We start from the raw sequence: 21,480 nt of genomic DNA on the forward strand, positions 1-21,480 counted from the left end.
GTCGATTGGTGGAAGCCGCAGACGCGATGAGAATGACTGAGGGAGTTGCGAAGGTGTCTGCGCCACTGCTTGATGCCGGGATCAACAATTCACAGGCAGCGGCTTTGAGGTTGCGGCGCAACTTCCGGATGATAACCTTCCTCCTCTTTGATTCTGAGTGATTGCCCGCACGGCTCCTGACCGGCATCGCAAGCCGGGAGCACCTCGTTCACATGCCACGGAATTTTGTCCGATGACCGGCGACGAATTTCGCGACCACATAGCCTCGCTGCTGCGTATCCGGTACGAGCATGTCCAGACCGAAGTGAAGATTGCGGCCAAGAAGGCCGACATTTGCTTTGAAATCCAGGCAGGCCCAAGGAGACGCACCAAGGTCGCCGCGGAATGCAAGCGCTGGGGCCGGGCCCTGACACGGGATCACGTCAAGGACATTCTCGCGGATTACGACCCCGCTTTCCAGAACAAGGAGATCGACGAAATCTGGATCATCTGCGATCAGACACCCGCGCCTGGTGCGCGCGAATTCGCGGAAGCCTACCGGCACTGCCAACTCATGACAGGAATGGAATGTGAGCAGGAAATTGTTGATTTCCGCCCAATGATCAACTCCCTGATCGAGTCGTACAAGGTTGACCCGATCTCAAGATACTACATCTCGCCCAGTTTCTACGCCTCCGAGGATGCGAAGGCCGATCTTCACGCCCACGTCGAGAAGTGGCTCGCCGATGATACGGCAAATCCCATCGCGATCTGGGCCGGTTACGGCATGGGTAAGACGAGTTACTCGAAATTCCTGGCATCCGTGCTTGCACAAAAGTGCTGCGAAAATTACGGGGCGAGAATCCCGATCCTGATCAGCCTCGGTGAATTTACGACCGCACCCGACCTGGAAACGCTCATCACCGCGCAACTCACCAATCACTATGGCGTGCGGTTTTTCTCCACTGCTGCTTTTCGCCTGCTTAACGCCCATCATCGTTTCGTCATCATCCTTGATGGCTTTGACGAGATGAAATTCGCGATGGCGCCGAATGATTTCAACCACATCTCGGCCCAGATACGAAAGACCGCCGCAGTTGATTCCAAGCTGCTTCTGCTGGGACGACCCGATTCCATTGAAAGCGAGGAAGAAGCGACGAGGCTCACCAGCTCCCGCTTCCATACCATTCCACTGAAGGCTGACAGCGGTCCCGACTTCGATAGCCTCCGCATGGCGTTCCTCTCGAAGGAGGAATACCTGACGCTCATTCGCAATTTCCTGGCCACCGTCGCGGACACCAAGCCCCACCGCAAGCCGCTCGATCAGCTTATCGCGACCGTCGCATCGCTCGATCTTGGAGATATTCTGTCGAGACCGGTCCAGGCCAAGATGTTGGCGGAGGTTGCCGCCGACCCGGATGCTGATCTGTCCGCGATTTCCCGCTTCACACTCTATGAGCTCTTCATCCGAAGCATTCTCAGGCGCGAAGAGGAAAAGGCCGCGCGGAAGCATCTGGGCACGGCGCAGCGCATTCACTTCATGCGGCTGCTTGCCTGGTGGCTATGGACTGTCAAGAAGACGCGGACTTTCGCGGCCAATGAGATTCCGCTGGATATCATTCAGCAGTTCCAAATCCCGAATGTTTCGCTCGAAGGTCTCCGGCGCGAGCTGTTGATAGGCTCGGTGCTCGAAGAGAAGAACGTTGGATATTTCCTGGCCGAAAAGGACGCCGGAATTTTCTATTTTCCGCATACCTCGTTCACAGAGTTCCTGGTCGCCGACTACATCATGTCGCCGGACTTTCTGAGCCTGGATGTCGCCAAGCTTCCCGACGCACTTTATGGCGAGGTGCCGACATTCCTCGAAGAGCATCCGTCCAAGGACGCGATCCTTACCATTTACAACCGAATGAAAGTCGCCCGGATCGCCATGACAACCGGCTGCATCCAGGTGTTGTTGAACAATTTCAAGACGCGCCTCAATGTTGAACTTGCGAGGCCGGAAAGCGCTGATCCCTGGGATGTTGGCCTGCGCTACTTTCTCCTTCATGCCGACAATCGGCCCGTGGATGCCCGGAAATTTCTCTTCGCATGTCTCGATGCAGGAAACCCGCCGACCGAGCTGGCAGCCATGTATTGCATTTTGTACGAGGACGCACTGTCCGGGCAGAGCGCCGATTCGGCGATTGCTCGCATGGTCCTCCACATCTTTCGGCGCGTCGGCTTTTCTGATCTCGTCTCGGCTCTTGAACGCGGAGAAACAACGGCGCGGTCGTCTGATCTCAATCATCTCGCGGAGATCGTGACGAACTCAATCAGGCTTGCGCGTGGTTCGAGCATACTCTTCGATTTTTCCGGCTTCTCCTCGGTCGCACTCAACTTTATCGGCGCGGCCTGCTCCGTACGCGATGTGATCGAGCGCATCACGAAAACATTCACTATCCCGGATAACAATCTTTTGGCATCGACGACCGATGCTGCGGAACGTGCGCTTGTACTGGACCTTGTTCGCCGCGATGGCGCTATTCGCATTATCCCCACCATTTCGCCTCCTGATCAGTGCAACTGATCGGGCGCGCCGTCTTCGTCGGCCAGGCTCTACGCGCTACGCTTGCCGAGCCAACCAGTCTCGGCCCTTCGGGTGACGATCCTTCGCGCAAAGACCGGATGTGCTCGTCGCCGGAGGCACTCGGAAAAGGGGCTCGCTGCGCGACCGCTATCACTGCCCCGTTCCCGGGTGCCTTATTAAACCGGTCTCCTCGCTACACTCGTCCCGCGTGCCGGCGTTGCCGTCGCTATGCTCACGCGGCCCGGGTGCCATCTCATGTGGGCGATGCGCGTTCGCGCACGCCGGTTCAGGCCTGTCGTTGCCTACCTCAAGCTCGGCCAGCCCTGCCTTAGCAGCAGCTTGTACCCATGCTCCGTCATCCATTTGGCGCGGTCGAAGTGACTTTCGTAAGCTTGCTTGGCACGAGCCGGTTCACGCTCGGCGTCAATATGCAGGATGAGTTGCGTCACCTTGCGCCAATCCGCGCCTTCCGCATGGGCATGGAGCATGCGCAGATAGGTGAAGAGGTGCTTATGGTCGTACGGTGTCAGCACAGCCGGATCAGAGGGGGCTGTTTCCGACATGTCGGGATCGAGCGGGATGATCTTTTGCATTCCTGGACCTGAACTCAGCTTGATAGATTCTCGGAGCGAGAATTTGTCCACCGAATGCCGTCGCGCATAGTCCCGATTTATGCACCACGTGGTGCCGCCGCAGCACCACTTCCCGGAAGGCTTTGGAAATACTTCTATTCCCAAACGCTACGCGCGCCTTTCTTTCTCTAAGGCATTGTATCGCCGCTGCCGCGGCAGCAGCTTAGGGGCGCGGCCCCTCAGCGCGGCGCAAGGGCAGGCCTGCGGTTTTGGCTCCCCCACGCAGCTTTGAAATCTTTGGAAGTGCGCGGTGCCCCCAAAAAAGTTGCCCACGGGGCAACTTCCTTCAGCCCTTGCGCCTTGCACACCTCGCTACTCGCCGCGAGGCAGGGGTTATGGCGGCCTTTTGCCGCACACAACCCCAGCCTTAAGGAAAAAAGCAATGAGCAACAGAACCAAGACCTCCGCCGCAGCCCGCAACATCGTCATGGTGCCGCTGGGCAAACTGAAGAAGTCACCCAAGAATGTACGCAAGATGCCGCATACGAAAGCAGAAGTGGAAGCGCTCGCGGCCAGCATCGCATCCCTCGGCATGCTGCAATTTCCGGTGGTTGAGCCCGAACGCGGCCCCAAGGACAAACCGACCGGCCACTATCTGGTCAATGCAGGTGAAGGACGCCGCCTTGCGCAATTGCTTCGCGCCAAGCGCAAGCAGATCACGAAGGACGAGCCGATCCCCTGCATTCTGGACACCGAGCACAACGCGACCGAGATCAGCCTCGCCGAAAACGCCATCCGCTCGAACATGCATCCCGCCGACGAGTACGAAGCCTTCGCCGAGCTTCACAAGGAGCAAGGCATATGCGTTGAGGATATCGCCGCCCGGTTCGGCGTCACCGCTGCCGTTGTCAAACAGCGGCTCTCGCTCGGAGCCGTCAGTCCCGCCCTGCTCGATCTCTACCGTGCTGACGAGATGAACCTTGAGCAACTAACCGCGTTCACCGTCACCGACGATCACGCGCGGCAGGAAGAAGTCTGGAAGACCCTTGGTTGGGATAAGAGCCGCCGCGCCATCCTGCATGCCTTGACTGAAGGACAGGTGTCCATCGGCGACCGGCGAGCGGTGTTCGTCGGCCTCGATGTCTATGAGAAGGCAGGCGGCACCATGGTCCGCGACCTGTTCGATGAGGAAGGCGGCTATCTAGCCGATGCTGTCCTGCTCAATCGGCTGGTGCGCGAGAAGCTTCAATCCGTGGCCGAGGGCGTCATGGCCGAAGGCTGGAAATGGGTCGAGGTCGATCCCGAATTTGATTATCGCCGCACCTGCTCCATGGCGAGCATCGACACCGTGGAGAGGGAGTTGAGCGCCGAGGATCAACAGACGCTGGAAGCTCTGCAAGAACGGCTTGAGACTTTAAGCCGTGAAGCCGAGCAGGATGATCCGTCCGAGGATACGCTCAACGAGGTTGAGCGGCTCGAACAGGAAATCGCCGCACTCCCTGAGGAGGTCTTTCGTCCGGAAGATATCGCCCGCGCCGGTGCCTTCGTTTCTCTTGGACAGGACGGCGAAGTCCGCATCGAGCGGGGTTATCTCCGGCCCGAGGATGAGCCGAAGGAGGAAGGTGAGGGCGAGAAGGGAGACCAAGCCGCGCCGCAACCCACCGGTACACAAGGTCTTTCCGCCGCCTTGGTCGCCGAGCTGACCGCGCATAGAACGGCAGCGTTGCGCAACGATATGGCACAGGCTCCCGAACTGGCGCTGATCGCGGTCACCCATGCCTTGGCAGCAAGGGCGTTCTATCGCTTCGATAACCTGTCCTGCCTTGGTATCTCTTTAAGCCAAACCTCTCTTTCGAGCGCGGCATCTGGTATCGACGAGACACCTGCGGGGCAGGCCATCGCGTCGCGGCACGAGGCATGGGCATCCAGAATGCCGAATGAGGGCGAGGCGCTTTGGTCCTTCGTGTCCTCGCTCAGCACGAATGATCTAACGTACCTGCTCGCCCATTGCGCCTCGCTCTCGCTCGATGCCGTTCAACGTCCCGGCAGCTTCGAGCGGGAGAAGCTCGCACATGCCACGCACCTGGCCGAGGCCATGCCGCACGACATGACGCGATACTGGCAGCCGAACGTGGCCAACTATCTTGGGCGCGTCAGCAAGGACAAGATTCTTGAGGCCGTGCGCGAAGGCGCCTCCGTTGAAGCAGCCGAGAATATCGCAGGTCTCAAGAAGAGCGCGATGGCCGAGGCCGCCGAACAGCGGCTCGCCGAAAAAGGATGGCTTCCCATGCCTTTGCGCCATACGCCTGCATGCAGCGAGAATCGATTGACGGATATTGGCCAGGCCGCGCAGCAAAGTTGAAGAGGAAGGGGAGCCGCGTCCTGATGAAGGGCGCAGCTTTTTCTTTTTTCGTTCTTGCGCATGGCGCCGGCCCACAGGAGGGGTCCAGTGCGCTTTTCGGCTGCGCGCCGGGATTGGCGATCTCTCAGGGAAGCCGTTCAGCCTGCAAGGCGGCGCTCGCCGTCAATACCGAACGGTGCCCGCCTACGGCCTGCCTCCCATTACGGTTTTGACCGCTTCGCTTGTCCCGCCTTGCGCATCCGAACGGCAACGAGATCGCCAATCCCGGCGCTCTCAGAGCCGAAAGGACTTACCATGGAACTCCTCACCGCATCCCAGCGCCAGAAGCTGATCGACAATGGCCGACGACAGGCCGAGGTCAAAGGCACGCCGGACGAGATCGACTTTGAACCGGTCGTGAAGCTGTTCACCCCGGACGCGGCCTGTACCTGGCTTCTCACGGAAATCGATCCGGACGACGAAACTGTCGCCTGGGGTCTTTGCGACCTCGGCATGGGCTGCCCGGAATTCGGGACCGTCAGCATGACCGAGCTTGCCGCCGTTCGTGGCCATCTCGGACTCGGCATCGAGCGTGACCTGCACTTCAAGGCATGCGGCCCGATCTCGCGCTACATCGAAGCCGCGAACAAAGCAGACCGCATCGTCGAGGATATCGACAGGTAGGACCTACACGGGAGGCGCTTCGCAAGCGCCTCCCGTGGTCATTCCTGCGTGTGCAGTGGCAGCGGAGGCGGCTGTTGCGCAGGCTGGACGGCGACAATGGGCCGGTTCTTTTCCTCGTGCGCCCAATACCCTTTCAGCCTTTCCGGATACTGAAAGGATTTCTTGGTAAATTGACCTTGCCGGCAAACCAATCGGAAAGGCTCAATCCGGACAGAGGAGTGCCCCGCAACGAGGTCGATCACGGTCGGCCCCGTCATGTCATAGACGCTGGTGATAGTCGCCTCGGCAATATTCTCCTTGATCTTTGCCGCGACGGCGGCCAGCGCGGGGTGGGCGGGTTCGGCGGCAAGGAAATAGTTGGTCAGCCGCCCGTCCTTCGCGCGCACGAACAGTTCCGATTGATCGGCGCTGAGCAGGAGTTCGGGCGACCAGGAAAACGCCGCGTCAACATCCAGATAGATTCCGCCGTGAGCGAGTAGCACGAGAACCCGCCAGAAGTCCGCCTTGGCTGCTCCGATTTGCAAACTCAGGTAGGTATCGAGCAACTCAGGATAGCGGTGCCTGACGAACGCTACGCATGCCGCGTCGTCGCAAAACCGCAGTTCATGTGTTGGCGCGACGATGCGATTAAAGAGATAGTTCACATAGATCGAAAGGGTTACATCGCACGTGTAGTTCGTGAGCCAGACGGTCCGGGGTATCCGCCTCGGAGCACGCGCCGTCAGCAGCGGGCGCGATAGCGCGGGTAGCCGGTAACGCTTCTTGGGTCTGAGCCGAATGTCCAGATAGAAGACAAGCTTCAGGACGTTTCCGATCAATTGCAGGCAGTCCGTACTGAGACGCCGGGCGGCGAGCCCCACCAACCGCCATCGCTGGCGAGGCGTGCCCTGCCCGCGCGAGGTGGTTTCCTCTTTTAGTTTTGTAGTGAAACGGAATGGTCTGAAGTGTTCAGAACGGCGTAAAAGGCCATTGAAACAAGGCGTCAGAGGAGGCTAAGGTTCCTAACCATTTTGGTAACTGCACGCGTTCTCGCAGAAAACAAGGGGTTCTTCGTGCTGCAACACTTCAGACCATACGGGTTAGGCCGAGGTCGCTATGCACGAGTATCCCAACGGTACCGCGCCAAGCCTCCATACGGCGCAGGGCGGACGTAAGTATCTGAACGCGGGCGAGCGACGGCGCTTTGCCAAAGCCGCATGCCATGCCGCTAGCGATGTCCGCCTGTTTTGCCTGACGCTTTTCTTCAGCGGCGGCAGGATCTCCGAAATACTTGCCCTGTCACCCGCATCGATCGATCTCGATAGCCGGGTCGTGGCCATTCGGACGCTCAAGCGGCGCGAGCCAGGGGTAATGCGGCAGGTGCCGCTGCCTCGCAGGCTCGTTCGCGATCTCGAGCGCGCCTTCGATATCCGCCGCCGTCAGCGCGACCCTGATGAATGCGGAAGACGTCTATGGCCATGGAGCCGTACGACTGGATGGCGACGGGTCAAGGAGGTCATGGCAGCCGCAAATGTAAGCTTGACGGCGGCCATGCCAAAAGGCCTGCGGCATGGCTTTGGCGTCAATGCCACGGCCAATCTTGTGCCGCAGCATCTGATCCAGCGCTGGCTCGGGCATGCCTCTCCGAAATCAACCGCGATTTATTGCGACGTATGCGGTCCCGATGAGCGTGGCGTTGCGGAACGTATGTGGAAATCAGGCTATCCGAGGCCGTTCTACTGGATGTTTGAATGGGCCGCTTCACTGTGGCGCACCCTGTCTTCCATTTGGCGCTAGCAAGGCGACGATCTGGGGACGGCATGAGCGCGCGACCGCGCGAGAAAGGGAGGCAACCGAAAAGTGCCTCCCCTGTACTCCCGAGCCGCTTGTGCGCCGGTCAGTCCGGTGTGCGCGGCATGGGATGCAATGAGGCGTTCCGCAAAAGCCCTTCAAGCCAATCCGCCGACGTCGCATTGTCATTGAGCCTTTCAAGATAGCAACACTCCGGACACAACTCACAGGAGCCGTCCATCGCGCTCATCGACGCTGCGCCACTCTTGGGGGAAGCAACGGCGGCGCCAGGCCCGCTTGCCATGGAGTGATCCGTCCGGGCGCCTCGCGCTTCAAGCTGGGCAAGAGCCTCGCATTCCAGTGCGATGCCGAACCACGTAATGAGGAAAGCCACGATGTTCCAGATCGGTGCCTGTTGCGCCAAATCCGCTTCGATGTAGAGCGCGAAGCCGAAGCAGAGCAGGCCGCCAATGATGGAGCAAATATTGGCCAGCACCCGGAAGACGGCCAAGAGTGCTCGGATGAAGCTGAAATAAGTATCGACAATCGTGTCGGCGAGTTCTGCGCTGGTTTGACGGTGGGACAAGGGAGCCTCCTGCTCACGTGTTGAAGTGCTTGCAAGGCTATCGCTGATCCGCGCGCGCAGAGGCGGAGTATCGGTCACTGAGTGACAAAGGTTGGTAATGGGTGGATGGCACTCTTGAAAACAACAAAGGAAGCTTCATTTGAAGCCTCCTTTGCGTGGTGCTCGCGATATCACTGCTTGGGCGATTTGGGGAAGCGGCGCGCTTCCTGCTCCTCGATATATTTGAGGAGCGTGGATTTTCGCGCATAGATCGTTGCGGTACCGAGGTGGAAGATGGGTAGCCTTCCTCGCGAGACCAGATAGAACACCTTGCGCTGATATTTGGCGCTACCGTAGAGGTAAATGGCGATTGCGCGAGCGCCCTCCAGAATGTCTTCCGGGAGCTGGTTGTTGTGCATGGCAGACATGGTGATGCATCCCTAGTTGGAAAGTGGATCAGGCAAGTGGTGGAGGCTGGTGGCCGTTGAGCGGTGATTTCCTCGGGCGACCCCTCTTCCTGCGGGGGTCAGGCGCGGGTGGCTTGGGATCGTCAGGTTCGTCCCTCTCGCCGCCGGGTTGCTCGTCGGGTGGTGGAGGCGGCTCCTCCGGGCCCAACAAGGCAGCGCCTTGCCGTGCCAGCGCTGTCGTCCGCCGCAGATGATCGAGTGCCATCGCCGCCGCATAGGCCGAGGGCACATAGATCCAGTGCGCGAGGACTGGTGCGATCTCGATGCCGAACGCAATCGCCTCGATGGCGCCCACGATGACAAGGCGAAGCGGATTCTCACGCAGGATTTCCGAGAAGGCCGTCACGCGGCCCAGAAATCCATCGCGCTTCGGCTTTCTGTCCGCCGATGAATCCACCGCCTGCTGGATGCCCGTGTTGCGGTCTTGAATCAACCGTGCCAGATCGGCCTTGAGGCCATCGAGGCGGGCATACTCTGCCGTCCGCTTGTTCTCCAGCACGGCAAGCTGTGCCGCCCCGTTATCGGTGGTCGCAGAAGTAGCCTTAGCGCTTCGACTCGCACGCACCGTAGCCCGGATAACGTTCTGCTGAAGGACAGCAATCTGGCCATCGAGGTTCCGAGTAAGTGCGGTCTGCTCTTTGACCGCGCCGGTCGCGCGCGTGATCGATGCGTCGTACACAGGCGTCGCCTGCGCAATGACCGCCTTGTTCTCAGCAAGGTAATCGCTTTCGATCTTCGCCCCGATGTCGGACCGGTACGCCATCATGCTGACGAAGAAGGCGACAGTCGCGCTGGTGGCCACGGCCTGGCCGATCCGAAACGCCGTCACGATGGCGGAGACGTGCCCGCCGAGAGCGGTGCAGCGCAGCCCCGCTTTCCGAAGCTCCTTGAGGCCGATCCGATGCAGCGGAAAGCGGTACAGGCAGCAGACATCGGCGACGCCAACGAACAGAGCCGCGCCGGCACCGATCGCAAACAAGGATGGGCTGAAATGGCCGTCGCCATAGAGGGTGTGCGCGATGAGGGCGAAGCCACCGACATTGCTGAGTGTGCTGCCGACCGAGATCAATCCTCGTCCCTGGATGTCGCCGATCTCTTTGGGCGCAGCATAGCGGGGCAATTGCGAAGGCGTGGCACCCCCGGCTCGGGCAAGCAGACTCGCGAGGAAGCCGAGCTTGGCCGGCCTGGCAGAGATCAGCGCGCCTTCGGTCCTCGCGATCGGAGGAGCGAGGTTTTCGTCGTGGGACCGGTCAGACAGGTCCAGTTTCATTGGAATTCTCCAATTGTGAGGATGAAAAAAGGCAAAGGAAGTCCGTCGGCGTCCCGCGAGGGCGTCGGTGGGAAGTGATGGCGATGTCAGGGAAGTTCGGGTGTTAGCTCAGACGCCTAGCCCGAAGGGTTGGGATGTGGTGCGTGGGAATGTTGCAGGCTCCTGCGAAAACTTGGTTCGGAGGACAACGAAGCTGAACGCTCTATTGCGGTAGGGTCAACGCGGTAAAAACCGCCACAAACGCGATAAACCCGGTAAGAATCGAGAAAATTTGCCACTGGATGGGCCTTTTGCCGCCCCTGCCGCACCAGGTCGGGTGGGCTGAGAGGCTGACGGCACTGGTCGGCTTGCGTGTGAAGGCGCTACCGGCGGTGCGGATGAGGGCGCCGGCGAATTGACGAAGAGAGCCGCCGGCGCTGCCTTCGGGGTAGGTCGAAGACCTCCCGTAGCATCGATGATGCAGAACTCCCGCTCCTTGATCCGGCCGGTGTCCTCGCAAAAGACGATGCGCCACGGGCCGGCGGTCGGAGGGCGATGCGGTTCGCCGAACAGACGATACTCAACCGTTGTTATGAGCGAAGGATCGGATTCGCTCAGGCGTTCGATCACGGCGGGACCCTCGGCAGGATCGCGATGTAGTTTTCCCTCGCGATAATACTCTTCGCGACAGATTTTCCCGTCGTCATTATAAAGAATAAGGGCGGGACCCTCCTTTCGATGCAGTTTGCTGCGCCGATAGTATCTCTCCATCCCGACGACGCCCGTTTTTTCGTCCCATCGGATCATGGCGGGACCATCGGTTTCCTCGCGGTGACGAGTGCTACCGGAAAAATACTCCTCGCTATAGAGGATGCCCGTCTTCAACGCGATTTTCTGAACCAAGCGGCACTGGGGTTTGCCTTTCAGGCCATCATCGACCGATGATCCGATCTCAGGATTGGATTCGCCGATCTGTTCACTGCCATCGGCAGAGTCGCAAACCTGTTTTCCTTCGCGATACCAGAGTTCACGAAGAATTCCTCTCTCGTGAAGGTCCCGCTTAACGAGAGCGGGCCCTTCAATACGATGTCTTTTGCCCCGCAAGTAGTAAACCTCTTGCATGAGCTCACCCGTCTGACTGTTCCGATGTATAACGGCCGGACCATCGGCTTCCTTTCGGTGACGATCCGTGCCGGACCAATACTCCTCGCTGTAGATGACGCCCGTCTCCAAATCGATTTTTTGAACTAGTTTGCTCCCCGCCATAAAACAACTTAAGATAGAGATACGTTGCAGCGCAATCCAATTTAATAGTTTCTTAATTGTTTCAATCGTTTAGCCAATACTTGCATCGATCTCCGGTCAAGCATCGTCCGCTCGGACCATCCCTGCGCTTGCACACGGCTTCGAGGATTCCGCTAACGTAGAGCGGCGGCACTACTTTTGCTTGCACCAGGTATTCGACAGAAAGAATATGCCCATCGGGACGCTGGGGATTCGTCAATGTCTGGGACTGAGGGGCGAAAGCTCGACCCTGGGTTAGGGTCGGAGCCGATGAGCACCACTACGGCTGCCGAGGCGAGCCCGGCTGATGCGGCCGATATGGATCGTGTCCGCGCGCTCATCAATGAAATGATCAACGCGCTGATCGAGCGTGCCCCGAGAGACAAGATTACTGAAGACAAACTGAAGGAGGTTTATTGGGGTTCGTTTAAGACGGAAGCGCCGGCCATGAGGCCTAACAAGACAGCCGCCTATGACAGGCTGTTCGGCTTCGGGGAGAATGGACGCGCATACCTTCCACGAAGCGACGCCCGCCTCGTGTCACTAAGCAAAATACAGCTAAAACATATCGAACGCATATATAAAGCGCTCCTGCTTCTTGGCATCTTCAAGACTGCCCCGGCGTTCGGCAAACAGCCCTCATCGTGGCTACCTTTTCTCGAATACGCACTGGCCACAATTGAGGGGCGGCCGACCAACACAAATGCATCTGGTATCCCGGATGAAGCTCCCGGTCCTCTGACCGCCCCAACCGCCGAAGCGCCCCATGCCGATCGCGAGCCCGAAAAGGCCGGTCCAAATCCCCAGCCGGATACAAGGCTTGGTCCCTTCCCTGGTGAGGTCAGTGCTCAGCCTCGACTCCGGATATTGGGAGTGCTTGCAACAGCGCTCGTGTTTGGCGCCGCCGCTGTCGGCATATCAAAGCTTCCGCGAAGTGCACCCCGCACAGGTACGCCGCAAATGGCCGAAGCCAGCGCCAGCATGCCGGCGACCGGCGAAAAGCTGGTCCAAGCGGATGGCATCCGCGGTGCCCCGATCATCGACCCGAAAATTCTGATCGGCCCCAATGCAGGGTCCAGCCAAGCCAATGTCGGTGTGCCCCTGACCGCCACGGATCCTCGTCTCGAAGAGGCCGCGCGCCTTCGGGCGGAAGGCAATGTTGCTGAAGCTGATCGCCTCACGCAGATGGTTGCCGACGATTGGGCAAAAGCGCGAGCCGTGACCAACAAGAACGAGGCCGAGGCGCATCGACAACTGGGCGCGTCCGCCTTTTCCTTGAAAAACTATGACGGATCGATTGAAGAATATACCAAGGCTAAGGCGATCGATCCCACCGCGGCCGACTACCACGCGATCGGATCTTCATATCATGCGAAATTCGACTACGGTAGCGCACTCACCAACTACAGCGAGGCAAACAAATAAGATCCCGTTGAGCGATATGGGAATCTCCACGGCGCGACCTTGAGAACGGAAGGACCGCATGAGCTTTTCCAAAAGCTTCTCATGTCGTTGTACCTGTTCGTTGGGCGATCAATTGGTCGAGGCCGGCGGTAGTGAAGAAAGCTTTCAGCAGGCACGAATGGGACGAGAGCGGTCTTATCGTGAGGCGCTGAAGGAGCGAGGAGGGCTGAACGCTCGGCCGGCCGCGTGGGCCTGCTTTGCTGCAGCTTTTCAGGCCGGCGTACTCATTAGGCACCCATAGCTGATCTGCTTCGTATCACTGGCGCGATTGCGGTCTCTTGCTGAGAGGTGTGGCGCGCGCCGCGCGCTGCTTTGCGTTAGGTCGACGGCCAATTCCGTGCGGTCGCAGGAATCTCAGAAGGAGCTTGGCCACTCGATCGACATCAAAAGTGTCGCATTCCCAAATCGTGAGGACGTGCCACCCCTCCTTTCGCAGGAGCCTGATGTTTCTCGCATCTCGCGCGATGTTTTTTTCAAACTTCTCGGCCCAGAAACCTGCGCGCGTCTTGGGAGTCGTCGTTCGCGAACAATTCCGATGACGGTGCCAAAAGCATCCGTGAACGAAGACCACTCGCTTCAGGACAGGAAAGACGATATCAGGTGTTCCTGGCAGGTCGTGCCGGTGCAGTCGAAACCTGTAGCCCAGCCTATGAGCGACCTGCCGAACCACGATTTCGGGACGAGAGTTCTTTGGTCCGATTCTGGACATCAGAGCAGATCTGGCCGGTGATATCGGCTCAAGTCTGTCAGCTCTGGTTGAGGATACTTTCCTCGATCTTTGTTTAGAGGACATATGCTGTGTAGTTGGCGACCTAGGGTCAAGCCGCTTTCGGCATCTTTCTTTTGGCGCTTCGCAAGGCCTCAAGAAATCCGGCAGGGAGCCAAAGGCCGCCTTCCTCGGCCCGCTTGATGAACCCATCCAGGGCGCGATCCGATAGGCGCGTCCACGTGTCATCCCTGAAATCGGAAATCGATTGCCGGGCCACAGTAATTGGTCTGTCGCTCGCGACCACGCCGACGCGGCCCTTGGCGATGCGACCTTGTCGTGGTCGCTCGATGCCGGCTACCGCCCTCGTCTTGAACATCGCGGTCGCATTGTTCGCGACGACCTGTCTCGCGATGGAATTTTCCCGTGTCCCCGGGTGCTTCGGCGATGTCTTGAAACTCAGGGATGACATTCGGGATGGGGACTTTGTCCGTTTCCGCGGTTACCTTGGTGCAGAGCGGCGGATCGTCGGCCTGGATCTCGATTCCGGCGGAGGCTCTCTCTACGAGGGTTTCCGGATCGCCATGCTTGTACACCAGAAACAGTTCGCCACTTACGTTTCGGGAGAATGCGACTCGGCATGCGCTTTTATCTTCCTGGCGGGCGCGAAGCGTTACGTGGCGCCGGACGGCAAGATCGGCGTCCATTCGGTTTCCAACATGCACGGCAACGAAGACCTTGGTACGCTTCGCGACACGATCAAGCTGGCAAGGCTATCGGCCAAGCTCCGTGTTCCTCCGTCGGTGATTGGAAAGATGGTGATGACCCCGCCAGGAAGGATGGCGTATTTGAATAGGGAAGAGCTCGCTTCGCTGAAGGTTGTGGAGCGGAACCCGTTTGATCGCGTCGCGCGCACGGCGACCTCTGGATCAAAGAGCTCCATATGTGGCGCGATGCCCTCGAAGAGCGCGTCGGAAGAGGAACGTCCGATTCGGATTACCGCAGACTCGAAAGGAAGCTTAGAGACGGACCTCCGCCAAGCGAGAAGCGAACGTCAGGCGAGGTGTCCCGAGATCTGTCGTTCCGGCTTGAGCGATCCGGCTCTGGTGGTGGGCCGCCAAGCCGCTAATGCATTGTCTCAGCATGTTGCGGCGGCACCGGGCAGGCCGCATAGCCAAATTGGGTCATCGAATCTGCCGCATCTGGGTTTGATGGATTGGCACAAGCTGCACTGGTCATCCTGTTGAACCATGATCTACAGTGGCAATCATGGGGTACAACCGCCATAAGTTTTGGCAAGTGCATGGCGCAGGCCGGCAGGCTGGCGTTCGCAATCGGCTGCGTGCTTGGTTCGACGTGGTCGACGGTGATATTGCCTTCAGGGTCGTGGTCATGACCGCCGGGATGCTGTCGAGTGTGGCGATCGCCTTTGGATTGCTGTCATCCTGAACGGCACCTTATTTGAAGTTGAGCGATCTGATGTCAGCGGCGACATGCGCATCCTCGCCGATCTGGTCAATGATCGGGGCGATCATGCCGATCAGGATGTCGACGGGCCGGCGCTGCTGCGATCGCCTCATCGATGACCGCTTCGCTTCGCAAGCTGCGCATAATCCGTGCGTGATGCTGAAATCGCCGTATTCAGGTGCGTCGCCCGCGAAGCTCAGGCAATATGAGCAGCATTTCAGCACGACACGGATCACTCCCGGCGGCAATGGATGCGCTTCAGATTAGCTGCAAATTCGATCGGACGTCGAGATTGCCCGATCGCAAGTTTAGGCGTCGGGGCTTGGGCCGCAATCGTCCTGCTTTGCTGCGCACAACAGGCGATTGCGCTGCCGCTGACGCCTTTCCGGTATGAAGCTCAGGCCCAGCGGCATTGCCCCGGCGATAGCGTGGTCTGGCTCGATTTTCACCGTGGCCGTTATTACCTCAAAGAGCAGCGACGCTATGCCAAGGGCTTTAGTGGCAGCTTCGTGTGCAGGAATGAAGCGCGCGAGAGCGGCTATCGGCGTTCGCTCCTCGGCCTTCGGTGACATCACCGAAGGGCCGGATGCGCTGGCCTACCAGCCGTTGTAATGCGGTTGGTAGTAGCCGTAGCCTCCGCCGGGCGGGCAATAGCCGTATCCCGAGCCATAGCCGTAACCATATCCGGTGCCGTAATAGGGATATCCACCGTAATAGGCCGAGCTTGTGATGGCTCCGCCGACGATTGCGCCAGCAGCAGCCGCGCCCCAACCGCGATAACCCCATCCTCGATATCCGCCCCAGCCGTCATAGCCGCGCCAATCGCGGTAGCCCCAGCCGCCGCCCCAGCCACCCCACCGAACCTGAACGGTGGCATTGTCGACCGCGCCCTTCATCGCGGCGATGCTGGTCGGTAGTGGGGCTGCCTGGCCGGCGTCAATACCGATCGTGCTCGCAAGCAGGGTCAGGGCCAGCAAGGTTCTGGTGTTCATCATGACGTCCTCCACATCGGGTGACACAGGCAGTCGTGATCGCATGGCAGCCGAAAGGGAAGCCGGCTTTTCGATCGTGCGCAGCCAAGCTTCGCAGCCTGGGGCGAGCCGGCGCTTGATCTGGATCAAGCCGTGCGTTCCAGGGCGATGGCACCGATTCCTGCGTGCCTGCTGACGCTCAATCGAAAGCACGCCCTTGAAAACCCTTCGCCAGCTCGTGGCCGGAGACGAGTTCATTCAGCTCGCAATTCGCCTCGGATTGCTGGCGCTGTTAATCGCCTGGTCGTTCGTTCTGGTTCGGCCGTTCGTGCCGATCCTGGCCTGGAGCGTGGTGCTGGCGGTCGCGCTCCATCCCGTCTTCAATTGGCTTTTGGGCATGCTCGGCGGCCGCGCCGGCATCGCGGCTCTCGTCTTGACCTTGGCCTCGCTGGGCGTCGTCATCGGGCCGGCGACCTGGCTGGGGATTGGAGCCGTCGAGGGGGTGAGGGAGCTCGCCGGGCAATTGAGCGCCGGCAACGTGGTTGTGCCGTCGCCGCCGCCGGAGGTGAAGGATTGGCCGCTGGTCGGCGGGCCGCTCTATGAGGTCTGGGATCGGGCGTCGACCAATCTGCGCGCCGTGCTGCACGAGGTCGTTCCGCATCTGAAGCCGTTAGGCGGGACCTTGTTTGCGTTTGCGAGCAATGCCGGGGTTGGGATGCTGAAGTTTCTGCTGGCGGTCGTGCTCGCAGGGTTTCTGTTTCCGCATGGCTTGCAGCTTGCCGCGGCGTGCCGAAGCTTCCTGTCCCGCATCGTGCCGGAACAGAGCGAGCACTTCCTCGGCCTTGCAGGCACAACCATTCGGGCGGTCTCCCGGGGCGTCATTGGCATCGCCGTTCTGCAGTCCCTGCTGGCCGGCATCGGCTTCAAGCTGGCTGGAATTCCGAGTGCGGGGCTCGTGGCGTTTGTCGTGATGCTGCTGGCGATCGTGCAGGTCGGGGCCGCGATCGTGCTCGTTCCAATTATCATCTGGCTCTGGTCGGCCAAGGACTTCACGACGGCGCTTGCGTTGACGTTGTTCTTCCTGGTTGTCGGTGTCCTCGACAATGTGCTGAAGCCGCTGGTGATGGGGCGGGGCCTGACCACACCGGCACCCGTCATCCTCGTCGGGGTGATCGGCGGCACACTGGCCCATGGCATCGTCGGCCTGTTCATAGGTCCAATCATTCTCGCGGTCGCCTGGGAGTTGGTCACGGCGTGGATACGGGACGATCGCGCGCGGCTGCTGGGAGAGCGATGATGTTGCTTCAGCTCCTCGTAGGATCGGCGGTCAGTGCGATCAACATCGTGATCCATTCGCTGTGGACTGTTGCGGCCATCGGGTGGCTTCGCAACATCGGCTTGACTACGTCCGGCCGGGCGTGGCTAGAACTCAGCGGCGTGATGGTCGCAACCGCGCTTGCGCTGATGCTGGCTCACACGCTTGAGATCGTGGTCTGGACTTTGGCCTACTGGCTGCTCGGCGCAGCATCCGACGGCAGCAATCTGCTATATTTCGCTTTCGTGAATTACACCACGCTCGGCTATGGCGACATCACCCCGGTCAAGCAGTGGCTGCTGGTCGGGCCGATGGCGGCCATGAATGGCATCCTGATGTTCGGCTGGTCGACGGCGGTCCTGTTCGAAGTGTTGCAAAAGACCATCGAACGCCAGGGGATGCTCGCGAAATCCTCGTAACGCCGCGCTCAGTTGTCCAGCCTGGCCAGCTGGTCACGGTCGACCAGCATGATTTCGCGCTGGTTCGAGCCGAGGAAGTCGAGTGCTCCATAGCTGTGCAACTTGGACAGCGCACGCGATACCGTCTCGAGGGTGAGCCCGAGGTAATCGGCGATATCGCGCCGGCACATCGGCAAGGCGACGACGCCGACCCCGGTCAGCCGGCGATCCATTTCGAGCAGGAACGCGGCGACCCGCTCCAACGCGGTTTTGCGGCCGAGCAGCAGCATGTGATCCTCGGCGTGCCGCAGGTTGCTGGTGGTCATGATCAGCAGGTTGCGAGCCAGGGCGAAATCGGAATCAGCCACCCGTTCGAGGCTGGTCCGCCTGATCAGGCGCACATCAGTGTCGACGATGGCCTCGGCCGTGAACCGGTGTGTTTCGGCATTCTCTAGGCCGAAAATGTCTCCGACGAGATGAAAGGCGCCGATCTGACGGCGTCCGTCGGACAGGAGCTTGTAGCTACGGACTGCCCCTGAAACGACCTGGTAGACGTACTCCGCCGGCTCCTTCTCTCCGTAGATCTCGGTGCCTTTCCGGTAATGGAATTCGCTGGTGATGCAGTTGGTATGCTGGGCGGTCAGCCCGCCGAGGATGCTCGGTATATTGGCCGGTCTGACATTGACGCGAGCGAACATGGACCAACTCTCTTGGATAACGACTGTTGCAGCCTCCGTGGCGGCTCGAAATGCTTGCCCGCGCGCAATCTCTACGACAGGGCCCGGTCAGTCTCTATTGGTCCTGAGGTCATTGTCCCAAAGGACAGGGTGCGCGAAATGCGGCAATTTGTTCGTAATTGATGCGCACCGTCTTAGATTACTTTTCAATTTTCACGACGATAACCGGGTGCTAGGTTTTCAACTTGTTGGTCTCCGGCTCCGAACGCCATGGGCAGTGCAATTCGGCTCTCTGGACTGATCATCCTGCTGGCTGTGTTGTTGGCGTCGGCTGGTCTGCGGGCGCAACAGATGCGCCCCCATTCCATGCTGGTGCTGGACCAGTCCGATCGGCGTGGGCCGTTCTATTACCAGGTGTTCGTTGGGCTGAGGGACGCTGTGAGCGCCCACGGTCACGCGCCGACCACCGTCTACACCGAGAGCCTCGACCTCAATCGCTTCGGCGGTGAAGCCTATCAGGAGGATTTCCGGCGGTTTCTCGAGGCGAAGTATCGCGATCGGCCGATCGGCGTCGTGGTTACGGTTGGGGCGGCTGCGCTGGAGCTTGCACTCCGCTGGCGCCCGCAGCTTTGGCCCGACACGCCAATCGTGTTCGCACTGGTCGAAGAGGCCGATTTCAAGCGATTGCGTCCGCCGGCCTATGTCACCGGCGGGATCGTGACCTCGAAGCTCAGGGACGCCGTCACCGTCGCCCGCGCCGTGGTGCCAGGTCTCAGGTCTGTGGTGCTTATTGGTGCGGAATGGGATAGGCAGGTTCTATTCCGGAATTGGAAGGACGAGGCTACGGCCGGCATTCCGGGTCTCGACATCATCGAGATTGTCGGCCATCCGATGTCTGACGTCGTTGAGCGCGTCAAGGCGCTCCCCGATCATAGCGCGATCATCTACACGGGCCTCTATAGCGACGGCAAAGGCAATTACTATCCGCCCTCGGACGCCCTCGCGTTTGTCGCGGCAAGAGCAAATCGGCCGATCATCGTTGCGTCGGAAACTTTCCTCGACGCCGGCGGCATCGGCGGATTCACCATTGTCCCCTCGCTGATCGGCGCCGAGGCGGCGCGGCGGTCGCTGCGAATTCTGGATGGCGAGGCGCCGGAAAGCCTGCCCCCGTCGGGGGTCGATGCCGTGAAGCCGATCTTCAACTGGCGGCAGATGCAGCGCTGGAATGTCAGCGAAGCGAAGCTGCCGAAAGGCAGCGAAATTCGCTTTCGTGAGCCGACCTTCCTGGAAAAATACCGCTGGCGGGCGATCGCCCTTACCACGGCACTCGTGGTTCAAACCACACTGATTGCATTCCTGCTGCACGAGCGGTTCATGCGGCGCAAGGCCGAGGTCGAATCCCGCAATCGTCTGTCTGACCTTGCCCATATCAACCGACAGGCGACTGCGGGAGAACTCTCGTCCTCGATCGCCCATGAGCTGAACCAGCCGCTGGGCTCGATCCTGACCAATGCCGAGAGCGCGGAGTTGATCCTGGCCTCGCCAGCTCCCGACCTCCATGAGGTGCGGGAGATCATTTCCGACATCAAGCGCGACGATCTCCGTGCAAGCGAGGTGATCCGCAGGATGCGCAGCCTGCTGAAGCGTGCGCCATTTGAGAAAAAGGAGATCGATCTCAACCAAATCATGCGGGAAGCGTTTGACTTCCTCAAGCTGCAGGCGTCCGCGCGCAACGTCGCAATCTATTTGCAGGCCTCACCGCAGACTCTGCCGGTGAAAGGTGATCCGGTGCAGCTGCAGCAGGTGATCCTCAACCTTGTGGTCAATAGCATGGATGCGATGGCCAAAATGCCCTACGGACGCACGATCATCGGCCGGACCGAGGTCAACGGCGATGCGTCGGCGGTGATTTCGATCTGCGATTCCGGTCCTGGAATTCCGCAGGACAGCCTGAACGATATTTTCGATCCGTTTTTCACCACGAAGGAGCAGGGGATGGGCATCGGCCTGTCCATCGCACGGACGATCGTTCTGGCGCATAGCGGCCAGCTCTGGGCTGAGAATCAGTCCGGCGGAGGAGCGGTATTTCACCTCTCGCTGCCACTGGCGGCTTAGCGCGTTTGGGTCTTGCTTGCCGAAACGTAAGGTCGGATTTACGACGAACGCAGCATTTTTCAGATTGCCGCTGATCATCATTCTACAGATAGCGGCGATCATCCGGCGGTGGAGCGATAATGCACGCTTACGTGCACATAGTCGACGACGATCCTTCGTTTCGCGCAGCTCTTGAGCGCCGGCTGAAGCTCGCAGGCTATTGCGTTGCCACATATGCATCGGCGCGGGAGTTGCTCGATCGATCGCCCGACGACGAGAAGACCGGCTGTATCCTGCTCGACGTCCGCATTCCCGGAATCAGTGGCCCGGAGTTGCAGCGTCGTTTGAACGAGCTGGGGTCGACGCTTCCGATCGTATTCCTGACCGGACATGCCGACACCGCGACGACTGTCCAGGCCATCAAGGCCGGTGCCGAGGATTTCCTGACCAAGCCGATCGCCTCCGACCAGCTGATCGAGGCAATCAATCGTGCCGTCGCGCGGCATGAACGAGCCCTTGGCCAGCGAAACAGGCTCGATTCACTCCGCGCGCTGCTGGCGAAGCTGACCCCGCGCGAGCGGCAGGTGTTCGATCTGATCGTGTGCGGCCGGATCAACAAGCAGGTTGCGCACGAGCTTGGCACCACCGAACGCACGATCAAAGCGCATCGTCACCAGGTCATGGAGAAGATGCAGGTGCAGTCACTCGCCGAGCTGGTTTCGATCGCGGAGCGGCTCGGCACGCGCGCATCCGGTGATGAAATCAAGGCTTGATCCACCGGGAGCTCTGCTCGTCCTGTCCCATGGTACAATATGAAAGCTCTGTGACGGAGCGTATCTCCGCCATTGGCTGCGACGATGTTGCACGCCGATAGCCGCTTGACATGTCCCTCGTCTACAGGCGGATGA

22 protein-coding genes are annotated in these 21,480 nt (G+C 59.8%); 12 read left to right on the top strand and 10 right to left on the bottom strand.

The window, feature by feature from the left end; all coding sequences use genetic code 11:
• The first annotated feature begins 232 nt into the window (after positions 1-232).
• Positions 233-2,548, top strand: coding sequence for an NACHT domain-containing protein (locus ACVMB0_RS13360; protein WP_461346543.1), 2,316 nt, complete (start codon positions 233-235; stop codon positions 2,546-2,548).
• Between the two features lie 302 nt (positions 2,549-2,850).
• Here the strand turns inward: ACVMB0_RS13360 and ACVMB0_RS13365 are convergent, their stop codons facing one another.
• A complete protein-coding gene (locus ACVMB0_RS13365; RefSeq protein WP_461346544.1) occupies positions 2,851-3,141 on the bottom strand; it encodes a DNA -binding domain-containing protein in 291 nt (96 codons plus the stop codon).
• A gap of 421 nt (positions 3,142-3,562) precedes the next feature.
• Here ACVMB0_RS13365 and ACVMB0_RS13370 point away from each other — a divergent pair, with 421 nt between their 5' ends.
• Together ACVMB0_RS13370 and ACVMB0_RS13375 are read left to right on the top strand one after the other, a co-directional pair.
• Positions 3,563-5,482, top strand: coding sequence for a ParB/RepB/Spo0J family partition protein (locus ACVMB0_RS13370; protein WP_461346545.1), 1,920 nt, complete (start codon positions 3,563-3,565; stop codon positions 5,480-5,482).
• A gap of 294 nt (positions 5,483-5,776) precedes the next feature.
• Positions 5,777-6,145 (top strand): DUF2958 domain-containing protein, encoded by a 369-nt coding sequence (locus ACVMB0_RS13375; protein WP_461346546.1) that lies wholly within the window; start codon positions 5,777-5,779, stop codon positions 6,143-6,145.
• Between the two features lie 38 nt (positions 6,146-6,183).
• Here the strand turns inward: ACVMB0_RS13375 and ACVMB0_RS13380 are convergent, their stop codons facing one another.
• Positions 6,184-7,005: a glycosyltransferase family 32 protein gene (locus ACVMB0_RS13380; protein WP_461346547.1), complete on the bottom strand. Its 822-nt coding sequence runs from the start codon at positions 7,003-7,005 to the stop codon at positions 6,184-6,186.
• Between the two features lie 235 nt (positions 7,006-7,240).
• Here ACVMB0_RS13380 and ACVMB0_RS13385 point away from each other — a divergent pair, with 235 nt between their 5' ends.
• Positions 7,241-7,921, top strand: coding sequence for a tyrosine-type recombinase/integrase (locus tag ACVMB0_RS13385; RefSeq protein WP_461346548.1), 681 nt, complete (start codon positions 7,241-7,243; stop codon positions 7,919-7,921).
• Between the two features lie 100 nt (positions 7,922-8,021).
• Here the strand turns inward: ACVMB0_RS13385 and ACVMB0_RS13390 are convergent, their stop codons facing one another.
• The 4 genes from ACVMB0_RS13390 to ACVMB0_RS13405 all read right to left on the bottom strand — a co-directional run bounded on the left by ACVMB0_RS13390 (position 8,022) and on the right by ACVMB0_RS13405 (position 11,462).
• Complete coding sequence (locus ACVMB0_RS13390; RefSeq protein WP_461346549.1) at positions 8,022-8,501, bottom strand: hypothetical protein; 480 nt, start codon at positions 8,499-8,501, stop codon at positions 8,022-8,024.
• 170 nt (positions 8,502-8,671) lie between these two features.
• Entirely contained in the window at positions 8,672-8,908 is a 237-nt protein-coding gene (locus tag ACVMB0_RS13395; protein ID WP_461346550.1) for a hypothetical protein, read from the bottom strand.
• Between the two features lie 28 nt (positions 8,909-8,936).
• Positions 8,937-10,217: a DUF4407 domain-containing protein gene (locus tag ACVMB0_RS13400; protein ID WP_461346551.1), complete on the bottom strand. Its 1,281-nt coding sequence runs from the start codon at positions 10,215-10,217 to the stop codon at positions 8,937-8,939.
• A 216-nt stretch (positions 10,218-10,433) separates the two neighbouring features.
• Positions 10,434-11,462, bottom strand: coding sequence for a hypothetical protein (locus ACVMB0_RS13405; RefSeq protein ID WP_461346552.1), 1,029 nt, complete (start codon positions 11,460-11,462; stop codon positions 10,434-10,436).
• A gap of 288 nt (positions 11,463-11,750) precedes the next feature.
• Here ACVMB0_RS13405 and ACVMB0_RS13410 point away from each other — a divergent pair, with 288 nt between their 5' ends.
• Complete coding sequence (locus tag ACVMB0_RS13410) at positions 11,751-12,905, top strand: tetratricopeptide repeat protein (RefSeq protein WP_461346553.1); 1,155 nt, start codon at positions 11,751-11,753, stop codon at positions 12,903-12,905.
• Positions 12,906-13,200: 295 nt separating this feature from the next.
• On the opposite strand, the gene ACVMB0_RS13415 is transcribed toward ACVMB0_RS13410, so the two are convergent.
• A complete protein-coding gene (locus ACVMB0_RS13415; protein WP_461346554.1) occupies positions 13,201-13,899 on the bottom strand; it encodes a very short patch repair endonuclease in 699 nt (232 codons plus the stop codon).
• Here ACVMB0_RS13415 and ACVMB0_RS13420 point away from each other — a divergent pair.
• Together ACVMB0_RS13420 and ACVMB0_RS13425 are read left to right on the top strand one after the other, a co-directional pair.
• Entirely contained in the window at positions 13,893-14,897 is a 1,005-nt protein-coding gene (locus ACVMB0_RS13420) for a COG3904 family protein (RefSeq protein ID WP_461346555.1), read from the top strand. The two genes, ACVMB0_RS13415 and ACVMB0_RS13420, sit on opposite strands and share 7 nt — an antisense overlap.
• A 22-nt stretch (positions 14,898-14,919) precedes the next feature.
• On the top strand, positions 14,920-15,099 hold the full coding sequence (locus ACVMB0_RS13425) for a hypothetical protein (protein WP_461346556.1): 180 nt from the start codon (positions 14,920-14,922) through the stop codon (positions 15,097-15,099).
• Between the two features lie 8 nt (positions 15,100-15,107).
• Here ACVMB0_RS13425 and ACVMB0_RS13430 read toward each other — a convergent pair whose 3' ends face one another.
• Positions 15,108-15,365 carry a hypothetical protein gene (locus ACVMB0_RS13430; protein WP_461346557.1) on the bottom strand — a complete coding sequence of 86 codons (258 nt, stop codon included), beginning with the start codon at positions 15,363-15,365 and terminating at the stop codon, positions 15,108-15,110.
• 3 nt (positions 15,366-15,368) lie between these two features.
• On the opposite strand from ACVMB0_RS13430, the gene ACVMB0_RS13435 reads away from it, so the two are divergent.
• Complete coding sequence (locus ACVMB0_RS13435; protein ID WP_456750371.1) at positions 15,369-15,686, top strand: hypothetical protein; 318 nt, start codon at positions 15,369-15,371, stop codon at positions 15,684-15,686.
• Between the two features lie 27 nt (positions 15,687-15,713).
• Here the strand turns inward: ACVMB0_RS13435 and ACVMB0_RS13440 are convergent, their stop codons facing one another.
• A complete protein-coding gene (locus ACVMB0_RS13440) occupies positions 15,714-16,112 on the bottom strand; it encodes a hypothetical protein (protein WP_461346558.1) in 399 nt (132 codons plus the stop codon).
• Between the two features lie 193 nt (positions 16,113-16,305).
• Here ACVMB0_RS13440 and ACVMB0_RS13445 point away from each other — a divergent pair, with 193 nt between their 5' ends.
• Together ACVMB0_RS13445 and ACVMB0_RS13450 are read left to right on the top strand one after the other, a co-directional pair.
• Entirely contained in the window at positions 16,306-17,385 is a 1,080-nt protein-coding gene (locus ACVMB0_RS13445; protein WP_461346559.1) for an AI-2E family transporter, read from the top strand.
• Entirely contained in the window at positions 17,385-17,822 is a 438-nt protein-coding gene (locus tag ACVMB0_RS13450; protein WP_461346560.1) for an ion channel, read from the top strand. Before ACVMB0_RS13445 ends, ACVMB0_RS13450 begins: the two co-directional genes overlap by 1 nt.
• A gap of 8 nt (positions 17,823-17,830) precedes the next feature.
• On the opposite strand, the gene ACVMB0_RS13455 is transcribed toward ACVMB0_RS13450, so the two are convergent.
• Positions 17,831-18,499 carry a helix-turn-helix domain-containing protein gene (locus ACVMB0_RS13455; RefSeq protein ID WP_456750367.1) on the bottom strand — a complete coding sequence of 223 codons (669 nt, stop codon included), beginning with the start codon at positions 18,497-18,499 and terminating at the stop codon, positions 17,831-17,833.
• Between the two features lie 249 nt (positions 18,500-18,748).
• Between ACVMB0_RS13455 and ACVMB0_RS13460 the strand changes: the two genes are divergently transcribed.
• Both ACVMB0_RS13460 and ACVMB0_RS13465 read left to right on the top strand, forming a co-directional pair.
• Positions 18,749-20,593 carry a sensor histidine kinase gene (locus tag ACVMB0_RS13460; RefSeq protein WP_461346561.1) on the top strand — a complete coding sequence of 615 codons (1,845 nt, stop codon included), beginning with the start codon at positions 18,749-18,751 and terminating at the stop codon, positions 20,591-20,593.
• Positions 20,594-20,712: 119 nt separating this feature from the next.
• A complete protein-coding gene (locus ACVMB0_RS13465; protein WP_456750365.1) occupies positions 20,713-21,345 on the top strand; it encodes a response regulator transcription factor in 633 nt (210 codons plus the stop codon).
• Positions 21,346-21,480 lie beyond the last annotated feature (135 nt).

The organism is Bradyrhizobium sp. USDA 4451 (assembly GCF_054822585.1).